9 protein-coding genes are annotated in these 10917 nt (G+C 71.2%); 1 reads left to right on the top strand and 8 read right to left on the bottom strand.

Annotated elements, in window-relative coordinates; all coding sequences use genetic code 11:
- Positions 1-7 precede the first annotated feature (7 nt).
- On the bottom strand, positions 8-1489 hold the full coding sequence (locus tag KOI35_RS23755; RefSeq protein ID WP_215790161.1) for an alpha/beta fold hydrolase: 1482 nt from the start codon (positions 1487-1489) through the stop codon (positions 8-10).
- A gap of 116 nt (positions 1490-1605) precedes the next feature.
- Between KOI35_RS23755 and KOI35_RS23750 the strand changes: the two genes are divergently transcribed.
- Entirely contained in the window at positions 1606-2724 is a 1119-nt protein-coding gene (locus KOI35_RS23750) for a PQQ-dependent sugar dehydrogenase (RefSeq protein WP_215790159.1), read from the top strand.
- Here KOI35_RS23750 and KOI35_RS23745 read toward each other — a convergent pair.
- The 7 genes from KOI35_RS23745 to KOI35_RS23715 all read right to left on the bottom strand — a co-directional run bounded on the left by KOI35_RS23745 (position 2721) and on the right by KOI35_RS23715 (position 10732).
- Complete coding sequence (locus KOI35_RS23745) at positions 2721-2987, bottom strand: hypothetical protein (RefSeq protein WP_215790158.1); 267 nt, start codon at positions 2985-2987, stop codon at positions 2721-2723. The genes KOI35_RS23750 and KOI35_RS23745 overlap by 4 nt on opposite strands.
- Entirely contained in the window at positions 2974-6768 is a 3795-nt protein-coding gene (locus KOI35_RS23740; RefSeq protein ID WP_215790156.1) for a hypothetical protein, read from the bottom strand. Before KOI35_RS23740 ends, KOI35_RS23745 begins: the two co-directional genes overlap by 14 nt.
- 99 nt (positions 6769-6867) lie before the next feature.
- Positions 6868-7119, bottom strand: a complete 252-nt coding sequence (locus tag KOI35_RS23735) for a hypothetical protein (protein ID WP_246613639.1) — start codon at positions 7117-7119, stop codon at positions 6868-6870.
- A gap of 88 nt (positions 7120-7207) precedes the next feature.
- On the bottom strand, positions 7208-7507 hold the full coding sequence (locus KOI35_RS23730) for a hypothetical protein (RefSeq protein WP_215790154.1): 300 nt from the start codon (positions 7505-7507) through the stop codon (positions 7208-7210).
- 13 nt (positions 7508-7520) lie between these two features.
- Positions 7521-9194, bottom strand: a complete 1674-nt coding sequence (locus tag KOI35_RS23725) for a sodium:solute symporter family protein (RefSeq protein ID WP_215790152.1) — start codon at positions 9192-9194, stop codon at positions 7521-7523.
- Between the two features lie 58 nt (positions 9195-9252).
- Positions 9253-9909 (bottom strand): HAD family hydrolase, encoded by a 657-nt coding sequence (locus KOI35_RS23720; protein ID WP_215790150.1) that lies wholly within the window; start codon positions 9907-9909, stop codon positions 9253-9255.
- Positions 9910-9922: 13 nt separating this feature from the next.
- The gene (locus tag KOI35_RS23715) at positions 9923-10732 is read right to left on the bottom strand and encodes an LLM class F420-dependent oxidoreductase (protein ID WP_215790149.1); all 810 of its coding nucleotides are present in this window, start codon (positions 10730-10732) and stop codon (positions 9923-9925) included.
- Positions 10733-10917 lie beyond the last annotated feature (185 nt).

The following is a 10917-nucleotide window of genomic DNA, read 5'->3' as shown; positions in this document are numbered from 1 at the left end:
CGAGATACTAGCCCACGCCGGAGGGCTCCGGTTCGACCGGCGGGCAGTGGGCGCCGGGGGCGACCGGGCGGAGCTTGAGCAGATAGCGGTCGACGACTCCGGCGACACAGGGGCTCTTGTTGTACGCGACGTGACCCCACCCGTCGTACGTGAGAAGGCTGGTCGGCGCACCGAGCTGAGCCGCCACGTGCTGCGCCCACGTGTAGGCGGTGGCCGGGTCGTGCCGCGAGTTGACCAGCAGCACCGGCCCCAGCCCGGGCGGGGGCGTCGTCGGCGCCTGCGGGTTGTCCGGGGCCGAGGGCCAGCCCAGGCAGCCGGTCATCGCGGTCAGGGCCAGCGGCGAGATCAGCATCTGCGGGGCGGCCAGGGCGAGCGCGTGCATCCGGCGGCTCAGGTCGGCGTAGCCGGTGATCCGCAGGTTCCAGTCCTCGCAGATGACCGCGGGGAAGACGTACGGGACCAGATCGGTCGTCGGCGGTCCGGCGGCCCGGCTTTTCACGGGGGTCGCGGCGGCGGCCGACGCGTCGCGCAGGTAGTAGGCGAACGAGTACCACTGCGGGTCGTAGAAGGCCGAGAACGCCGCGGTCAGCAGGTCGGTCACCGTCACCTTGAGCGACGGGTCGTACGGGCTGACCAGCGTGCCGGCCCGGGCCCGGGTCACGGCGGCGGCCCACAGCTTCGGAATGTCCTGACCGCGGACCACGCAACGGGCGTCGCGGGCGCACCACTTCACGAACTCGCCGAACGAGTCCTGCGCGGCCGCGGTCTCGTTGGTCAGGAAGTTCGTCAGGTCGGCGCTGTGGTCCATCACGCTGTCGAGCACGAGCCCGCGCAGCCGTCGCGGGTAGAGCTGGGCGTACTGGAGACCGATCAACGTGCCGTACGAGGCGCCGTAGAAGTTGATCTGCTTCTCCCCCAGCCCGGCCCGCACGGCGTCGAAGTCGCGGACCACGCTGACCGTGTCGACGTGGGCGAAATGCGCTCCGGTACGCGCGGCACAGTCGGCGGCCAGCTTCCGGTTGAACGCGATCATCGCCGTGTATTGCGCCTCGGACTCGACCAGCGCGGACGGCTTGGCGTCGACCAGGTCCTGCGAGCAGAGCACGGGCGCGCTCCGGCCCACCCCGCGCGGGTCGACGCCCACGATGTCGAACCGTTTCCGCACCTCCGCGCCGAAGAACCCGGTCGCCGCGAAGGTGAAGTCGACCGCCGAACCGCCGGGGCCGCCCGGGTTGACCAGCAGCACGCCGATGCGGTGGGCCGGGTCGGTCGCCTTCCGGCGGGCCATGGTCAGCGTGACCTTCGGGCCGGCCGGATTTGCCCAGTCGGCCGGCACCTTCATCTCGCCGCACTGCACCTCGGCGTCCTCGGGGCAGACCGTCCAGGTGATCGTCGACGCGGCCCGGGCCGGGGTGGCCACCAGCCCGTACGCCAGCAGGGTGACGACCGTGAGGGCCGCGGCCCGGAAGGGTCGCGTCGAAGCTCGCACGCGTTCTCTCTCCGCCCTGCACGGCCGAGGCACCGCACGGCCCCATCTTGGGACGCACGAAGATCATGAGTCCGGTAAACCGGGGAAAGTTCGCCGGGCCGTGGCACCGTGGAGCGATGACACCCGCCGCACGAACGCGTCTCGTCCTCGCCACGGCCGGCGCCTTTCTGCTGGTCGCCTGCTCCGACGGCGAGGCCTCGACGCCGAGCGGCACGTCCTACGGACCGTCGGCCACACCGGCCGCACCGCCGTCGTCGCCGGCCGCGGCCGAGCCGGCCGAGAAGGGCGAACCCGATCTGAGCCGGCCGCAGACGATCGTCACCGGGCTCGAGGTGCCGTGGGGGCTGGCGTTCCTGCCCGACGGCTCGGCGCTGGTCAGCGAGCGCGACTCGGGCGACATCCTGCGCATCCCGGCCGGCGGCGGTGACCCGACCCAGGCCCATCACGTCGACGGGGTCGACGCCGGCGGCGAGGGTGGCCTGCTCGGCATCGCGGTCGACCCCGACTACGCGCAGAACAAGTACGTCTACGCCTACTTCACCTCGTCCCGCGACAACCGGATCGAACGGTTCCAGCTCGGCGGCAAACCACAGGTGATCTTTGACGGGATCGACAAGGCGCGCATCCACAACGGAGGCCGGCTCGCCTTCGGTCCCGACGATTTCCTGTACGTGGGCACGGGCGACGCCGGCGACGGAAGCGCGTCGCAGGACCGGAACGACGTGAACGGCAAGATCCTGCGGCTCACCCGGGACGGCAGGCCCGCACCCGGCAACCCGTCCGGCTCGCCGGTGTGGTCGCTGGGCCACCGCAACGTCCAGGGCCTGGCCTGGGGCCTCGACGGCACGATGTACGGCATCGAGTTCGGCCAGAACACGTGGGACGAGGTGAACGTGATCGAGCCGGGCCGGAACTACGGCTGGCCCGAGGTCGAGGGCAAGGCGGGCAACGCGAAATACGTCGACCCGATCGTGCAGTGGGCCACCGACGACGCCTCGCCGTCGGGCGCGGCGGTCGCCGGCAACACGCTGTATGTCGCCGGTCTCCGCGGCGAACGGTTGTGGACGGTCCCGCTGGGTGGCGGCGCACCCAAGGCCGAGCTCACCGGTAGGTACGGCCGGTTGCGGACCGTGGCCGTGGCTCCGGACGGCGCCCTGTGGGTGACCACCTCGAACCGGGACGGCCGAGGTGATCCCCGCGGCGGCGACGACCGGATCCTCCGGTTCGCCGCCTAGAAATAGGGCGCGAGCAGCTCGTTCAGCTCGTCGTCGGTCATGCTGTGGCCGGCACCGAGCCCCTGCCAGCGAACGGTGTCCATCGCGGTGCGGATCGGCACACCGAATCCCATCACCAGACCGGTGACGATCAGGCCGCCGGACAGGCTGCCGGGCTCCCGATCGCGGACCCGGCGGAGAATCCCGGCCGGGGTGGTGCCGTCACCGGCGAACTCGCGGGCGACGGCCACCCAGGCCGGAGCGTTCGGATCAGGGTTTCTCAAAGACCACCTCGACGTTCGTGTAGTTGCCCGGCGTTCCCCTGAGCTTGTCGTAGAGCACCCGGGCCTTGGTGAAGCCGGCCCGGCCCGCCTTCTTCCCGGTGAAGGTGTACATCGCCGCCTCCTCGGGATCCAAACTGATCTGGATACCGGCGTTGAACGAGTCGAGGTTGTCAGCCAGGGCCCGGTCCTCGCCCTCGGCGATCCACTTGCCGGCGACCCCCTTGAGCTTTCCGGTCTTCTCGGCCCAGTCCAGGGCCTCGTCGAACATCTCGCCGCCGGACGGAGTCTTGTCCCCGCTCTTGATGTACAGGTTCAGGATGCCGTCCCGGTCGACCTCGGCCATCAGCCCGTCCGCGCCGTCGACGTGGTTGGTCATGAGCGGACAGACCTCGTCCGGGACGTCGGCCGCCTGCGCCCGCACCGACGCGCGAGCCGCCTTCTTGCCGCCGCACGGGTTGGCGTGCGTCCGCTTGGCCTTGGCCAGGTCGCTGAGCTCGTCGGCCTCCTTACGGGCGACCTTGATCTTCTCGAGGAACTTGAACAGCTTCGGCATCAGCTTGCCGAGCTTGAACAACGTCCCGAAGATCTTGTTGGCCGGCAACAGGTTGGCCAGCGACCACAGGCAGGCCTCGATGTTGCCTTCCATGACGCACTTCTTGATGTCGCCGACCCCGGAGAGCTCGAGGAACAGGTCCCAGGCGTTCTCCTTGAACCAGTCGAGCATCGTCTGCCCGCCCTCGGCCTGGGCCTGCCGCAACCGCTCCTGCTCCTCGGGAGTCAGGTATTGGAACAGGTCGGGGTCGATCGGCTGTCCCGGGTCGTCGCCGATCGAGTCGGCCATCGCCTGGGCGTCGCGCTTGCGCTGCGCCTCCTCGGCCCGTTCGGCCGCCTGCTGCGCGGCCACCGCGTACTGCAGGGCGTTGCTGGCCGCGACCGCGGCGCTGTCCGCATGCCGCTGCGCACTGTCCGCCGCCGTGCGGGCCTTGGCCGCGTCGGCCTCGGCCCGGTCGGCCGCACCGCGAGCCGCCGCCGCGTCGGACTCGGCCGCCGTGGCCGCACTGTTGGCCGCGTTGGCGTCGGCTTGCGCCGCGTCGGCCGCGCGGCCCGCGATCGCCGCGTCCTGGGCGGCCTCGTTGGCCGCCTGCCGGGCCGCGATCGCGTCGGCCTTGGCCTGGGCGTCGGCCCGGCCGGCGCTGGCCGCCGCGGAACGGGCCGCGGCACCGTCGGCCGCGGCCTGCGCCGCCGCCTTCTTGGCCTCGGCCGCCGAGGCCGCCGCTTCGGCGGCCGACCGGGCCGCCCGGGCGGAAGCCGCGAACGCGCCCGGCACCTGCTCGTTCGCCCGCACCGCGGCCGCCTCGGCCCGCTCGGCCGCGGTGACCGCCTCGGCCGCGCGGGCCGCGGCCGCCGCCGCCTGCTCGGCGCCGATGGTCTTGGCCTGCTCGGCCACCAGCTGCACGAAGTCGGCGTCGATGTCGGCGCCGGTGAACGGGGAGACCATGCCGATCGCGCTGTTGGCGGGCTCGGCGATGCCGGCCGCCGACTCCCGCGCCGCGGCCGCGGCGCTGACCGCGATCTCGGCCTGGGCCGCCGCCGCCACCGCCTCGGTGGTGGCGGCGTTCGCCTCGTCCTGGGTCCGGTTGGCCGCCCACAGTGCACGGACCGCCTCGTCGGCCGCCTGCTCGGCCAGCCTGGTGGCCGACTCCGCGGCCCGGGCGGCGCGGATCTCCTGGGCGGTCGCCGTGGCGGCGGCCGCGTCGGCCTTGACCCGGGCCGCGTGCGTCGCCTTCGCGGTCGCCTCGGCCTTGTCGGCGGCCGCGTCGGCGGCCGCCGCGGCCGCCTGGGCCTGCTGCGCCGCGGCGTGGGCCCGGTCGGCCGCCCGCTGGGCCTGCGTCGCCGCCGCCCGCGAGTTGGCCGCCGCCCCGGTCGCCGTGTTGGCCGCCGAGCGGGCCGAGCGGGCCGCCGTACCCGCCGTGCCGGCCTCGCGATCGGCCAGGTCGGCCTGGGCCTGCGCCTCGGCCTTCTCGGCGTCGGTGGACGCGGCCGAGGCGGCCGAGCGCATGGCCGCCGCCTTGGCCTTGGCCGCCTGCTCGGCCCGCTCGGCCGCCATCGCCTCGTCGCGGGCCCGGCGGGCGCTGTCCTCGTGCTGCCAGGCCCGGTCGGCCGCGCCGGACGCGGCCCGGTCGGCCCCCTCGGCCCGGCTGCGCGCCCCGGCGGCGATGGAGGCCTGAGCCTCGGCCTGCTGCCGTGCGCTCCGGGCGGTGGCCGCCTCCTGCTCGGCCTGCGCACGGTAGCGGGCCGCGTTGGCCCGCTCGGACTCGGCGACCTGCCGGTACTTCTTGGCCTCGGCGGCCTGCGCCTCGGCGGTCTCGCGGTGCCTGCGGGTCTGCTCGGCCTTGGCCCACGCCTCGGCCTCGGCCGCCTCGGCCTTCACCCGGGCCGCCTTGGTGCGGGTGGCCGCGGTCTTCGCCGCGTCGGCCTGCCGCTTGGCCGCCGCGGCCAGCTTGGCCGCCGCCGCCGCGTGCTCCTCGGCGTGCCGGCGCCATTCCTCGGCCTGCTTCGCGTGCGCTTCGGCCTGGGCCTGAGCGCCCTGGGCGTTGTTGGTCGCGATGGTCGCGTCGATGGCGTTCGCCGCGGTCGTGGCCGCACCGAGCGCCGCGGTGGCGGCGTCCCGGAGCCCCTGGGTGATCAGCGACCACTCGGCCCCGTAGGTCAGGCCGGTGGCGATCAGCTCGTCGGCCGCGGCGGTGGCGATCGCCGCCGACGCCTGGGCCTGCTGCGCGGCGTTGCGGGCGGCGGTGACCTGGTTGGCCGTCTGGGTCTTGGCCGCGTTCAGCTCGGTCGCCTTGGCCGCGGTCGTGCCCGAGCCGGCCAGCACCCGCTGCGACTGCCGGGCCGCGTTGGCCGCGCCGGCCATCGCGTTGGCCGACTGCTGCAGCGCGCGGACGCCGTCGCCGTGCGCGGCCAGCAGCCGGGTGCGGGCCTCGGACGCCCGCTTGGCCCGCTGGGCCAGGTCGGACAGATCCTCGGCGGCCTTGTTCCGCGCCTCGAGGTCTTTCAGGTACTGCTCGCGCTCGGCCGCGTCGGCCTTGGCCGCGGTCAGGTAGCCGGTCGCCCAGAACGCGGCCACGGCGGCGTCGTCGCCGGCCAGCGCCTGATCGGCCGCCGCCCGGACCCGCGACTCGGCCGGGGCCGCCGCCACCAGGACCCGGATCCGCTCGCGCAGTTGCGTGGCCCGCTCGCGGGCGTCGGCCGCGACCTTCTCGTCCCGCTGGCGGGCGATGTCGCCGCCGTAGGCCAGGAACGCCGAGCGATCGCTGTCGGTTCCCTTGAGGACCCGCTCGACCTCGGCGTTGAAGTAGCCGCCGGGCGTGCCGGTGCCCTTCATCGCCGTGATGCGTGCGAGGTTGTCGGCCGCCTCCTGCTTTTTGCGCGCGGCGACCTGCTTCTCCAGGGCCGGCTTGTCGACCGTGGCGAACTTCTGGACCGCGGCCGGGTCACCGCTGGCCAGCGCGGCCAGTGCCGCCTCGCGGACCTCGGGCTCGGGCGACAGGGTGGCGACGTCGGTGACCGCCTTGCGCCACCGCTCGGCGATCGCGTCGACGCCGGTGGTGCCGTTCCAGGTCTCGGTGACCAGCGGTGGAATCACGACCGCGGGCGCGTCCAGGGCGAGTGCCCGCGGCGCGGCCGAGGCGGGTGGAGCGTGCAACAGCGTGCCGGCGACGAGGGCGGCGAGCGCCCCGGTCAGTACGGCACGAAGGCGCGCGGCAGTGTGGTGCCTCACGTTCAAACCCCCGTTTGAGCGGCATACGTTGAAGATCGCCGATGTATCGGGGGTATCTAATCATGCGGCCCGGCCCCCTGAGGGGACCGGGCCGGAGAGCTAGTTGTTGTTGGGCGGGAGTTCGGGCAGAGCCGAGATCGCCGCCGCGTACTGGGCGATCTGACGGCTGTTGGGCACCACGCCGACGGCGCGGAGCTGGTCGTGAATGGCCTGTGCCACCTGGCTCTCGTTCTGCCCCCGGTGGGTCTGCATGACCTTGTTCACGGCGTAGTCGACTCGGATCTGCTGCTGCCAGCCCGCGGTGCGGTAACCGCCGGCCCGGGCGTTGCTGATGGGTGCGATGGCTTCCATGCCCCGTCTATCGGTCACGCCCGGTCGCGTCGCGAAGGAAGCGGAGGCGGTGCAACCCGAAGGCAACCAGGTCACACCGCCTCGATACTCAGTGCGCTGCGGGACGGTCGTCCTCGGGAGTGATCTCCGACGCGTCGGGCGTCTTGGGCGGATTGAGCCGCAGCCACAGCAGGAAGAGCAGACCCAGGACGAGCATGCCGATGCCCATCCACAGGTTGATCCGTACGCCCTCGGCCTTGTCGATCTCGGCTTGACTGTCGAACAGGCCGATCAGCGTGACGATCACGCCGTACACGACGAACAGGCCACCGATCACCCGCCGTACGTCGAACAGCCGCGCCGCGGCCGACAGTTTCTGCTCGTCGACCTGGTTGTTCTTCTCCGTCATGGTCGTTCTCCCCTTACCAGACCGGGATGTAGAGGGCGAGGGCCAGCACGACTGCGGTCAGGCCGAGCACGACCGGGTTGCGCCACCAGACCTTGTCACCCGAGACGATCACCTCACCGCTGGTCGTCGAGCCACCGAGGCCGTACACGAGACCCTGCAGTTCCTCGTCCGGCTTGGACGGGGTGAAGAGGGTGACCGCGATGGCCACGATGACCGCCGTGACGAAGGCCACGCCGGCACCCCAGAAGCTCTGCTCCAGCGCCGAGTTGAACGCGACCGCGTCGGTCAGATAGAGGATGTAGAGCGTCAGCGAGGCGACGAAGCCCAGGAACAGCGACCAGAACCCGGCCCACGGCGTCATCCGCTTCCAGAACATGCCGACGATGAAGGTCGCGAACAGCGGCGCGTTGAACAGCGAGAACAGCTGCTGGATGTACTCCATGATGTTGCCGTAGCCACTGGCGATGAACGCCGTGCCGATGCCGATCACGACACCGCCGATCGTGGCGTAGCGGCCGATCTTCAGGTAGTACTCGTCGCTGCGGCCCTTGCGGATGTAGGCCTGCCAGATGTCGTACGTGAAAACGGTGTTGAACCCACTGACGTTGGCCGCCATACCGGCCATGAAGGACGCCAGCAGACCGGTCACGGCCACCCCGAGCACGCCGTTGGGCAGCAGGTCACGCATCAGCAGCGGGATCGCGTTGTTGTAGGTCAGGTCGCCCTCGTCGGCGCCCAGCCCCTTGACCGTGATGACCGCGATCAGACCGGGGATCACGGTGACGGCCGGGATCAGCAGCTTCGGGAAGGCGGCGATGATCGGCGTACGCCGGGCCGCGTTCATGTCCTTGGCCGACAGGGCCCGCTGCACCTCGGCGAAGTTGGTCGTCCAGTAGCCGAACGACAGCACGAAACCGAGACCGAAGAGGATGCCGATCCAGTTGGCGCCGAGCGGGTTGTCGGCGCTGCTGCCGGTGTTCGACCAGGTGTGCAGGGCGGCGTCCCCGAGCGGACCGCTGCGCACCGCGTCGAACAGACCGTTGATGCCGCCGACCTTGACCAGGCCGACGATGGTGAGCGGGATCAGGCCGGCCAGGATGACGAAGAACTGCAGCACCTCGTTGTAGATGGCCGACGACAGACCGCCGATGGTGATGTAGGTCAGCACGATCGCGGCGCCGACCAGGATCGACACCCACAGCGGCCAGCCGAGCAGCGCGTCCAGGATCAGGGCCAGCGCGAACAGGTTGACGCCGGCGATCAGCACCTGCGCCACGGCGAAGCTGAGCGCGTTGAACAGGTGCGTCGAGTTGTTGAAGCGCCGCCGCAGGAACTCGGGGACGCTGCGCACCTTGGAGCCGTAGTAGAACGGCATCATCACGATGCCGAGGAACACCATGGCCGGCACCGCGCCGATCCAGTAGTAGTGCAGCGTCAGCAGGCCGTACTGGGCCCCGTTGGCGGCCATGCCGAGGATCTCGAGCGCGCCCAGGTTGGCCGAGACGAAGGCCAGACCGGTCACCCAGGCGGGCATCGAACGCCCGGAGAGGAAGAAGTCGGCGCTGGTCTTGATCGCTCTTCGGGCCGCGAAGCCCACCCCCAGCACGGTGCCGAAGTAGAGGATCAAAATCAGGTAGTCGAAAATGTCGAGATCGAGCCTCAGCCCGCTCTCCGCGGCAAGCACCACAGGCCACCTCCAGGGGAACAGTCGCCCGCCCCCTACCCGAGGTGAATCCGATTCACACCTATCGGAGGTTCTCGATTACCTCCGGTGACAACTCGGTCACGCCGGTGACCACCATCGAGGCCAGGGCCAGCGCGTCCTCGGCGGGTGGATAGATGCCGTGCGGCACGGCGATGACCGCGAGCCCGGCCGCACCCGCGGACCGCAGGCCGTTGCTCGAATCCTCGACGGCGGCGCACACGGCCGGGGCGTAGCCCAGCTTTTCGCAGGCGGCGAGATAGACGTCGGGGGCCGGCTTGCCGCGCGGCACCTCCTCGGTCGAGAGCGTCACCCGGAACGCGTCGGTCAGCCCGGCCGACTCGAGCACCTGGTCGATCAGCACCCGGGCCGACGAACTGGCCAGCGCCAGCGGGAAGCGGGCGCCGAGCCGGCGGACCGCCTCGGCGGCGCCGGGGATGATCGGGAGCGACGTGCGGTAGCGCTCGGCCATCCGGCCCAGTACGTCGGCGGCGACCTGCTCGGGCGTACGGGGAACTCCGACGTCCTCAGCCAGATGACCGGACCACTCCTGGGTGTTCATGCCCATCATGCGGCTCTGTGTGTCGGGAAGGAACTCGCGGTTGTGCTCGGCCACGTAGCCGCGCCGCACCTCCTCCCACACCTCCTCGGAGTCGATGATCACGCCGTCCAGGTCGAACACCACTGCTTCGATCGCCATGCTCTTCCTCTGCTCAGAACGCTTCCGCCGCCGGGATGATCTCCTTGGCGAAGACCTCGTACTGGTTCAGCTCCCACGAGTTGCGCAGGCCGCCGTGCCCGACCTCGACGCCGAGCCGATGCAGGTCGCGCAGCTCCTCGATCGTCGCGCCGACCCGCTCACCTTTCTCGCCCAGGTCGTAGCGGTACATCACGGTCTTCTGGATCTCGTCGTAGTCGCGGCCGACCTCGTCGCAGTGCCGCTTGAGCACGTCGAGCTTGTGCGGCAGCTCGGGCCCGGCGAACAGGTTGCAGGCGTCGGCATATTGCGCGACCAGGCGCAGCGTCTTCTTCTCACCACCGCCCCCGACCAGGATCGGCAGGTGCGGGCGGCTGAGCGGCAGCGGATGGTTGAGCGTGCGGCCGAGCCGATAATGCTTTCCCTCGTACGGGGATTCGTCGCCCGAGAACATCTGCCGGCAGATCTGCAGTGCCTCCTCGAGACGCTCGAAACGCTCCTTGGTCGGCGGGAACGGCAGGCCGAGGCCGATCGACTCGTGCTCGTTCCACGCGGCCCCGATGCCCAGAATGGCCCGTCCGCCGCTGAGCACGTCGAGCGTGGTGACCGCCTTGGCGAGAAGGCCGGGTTCGCGATAGACGACGCCCGTAACCATGGTGAAGAGCTTCGCGTTCTTCGTGTGTGCGGCGAGGAAGCCGAGCGCCGTGTAGGCCTCGAGCATGTCCCACTCCGGCGGGCCGATCACCCCGATCTGCCAGAAGTGGTCCATCACGCTGATCCGCTCGAAGCCGGCCCCGTCCGCCGCGGAGGCGATGTCGGCGAGCACCGGGCCGCCCGTCGGGCCAGGTGAAGTTCGAGATGTGCAGGCCAAGCTTCACTGGTATTCCTCTTTCCCCAGGACAATCCCCGCAACGGACCAAACCCTACCCCGAAACCCCCATTCCCGTACGCAGCGTAGTGACGAACCGGCTTTATCGGACCTCGGATGTCCTTCGGAAGTCGACCGTCCTC

This window comes from Paractinoplanes bogorensis, from assembly GCF_018829635.1.
Lineage (GTDB): Bacteria > Actinomycetota > Actinomycetes > Mycobacteriales > Micromonosporaceae > Actinoplanes > Actinoplanes bogorensis.
The sequence above is the reverse complement of the archived record's forward strand: the minus strand, read 5'-3'. Positions and strand labels throughout refer to the sequence as shown.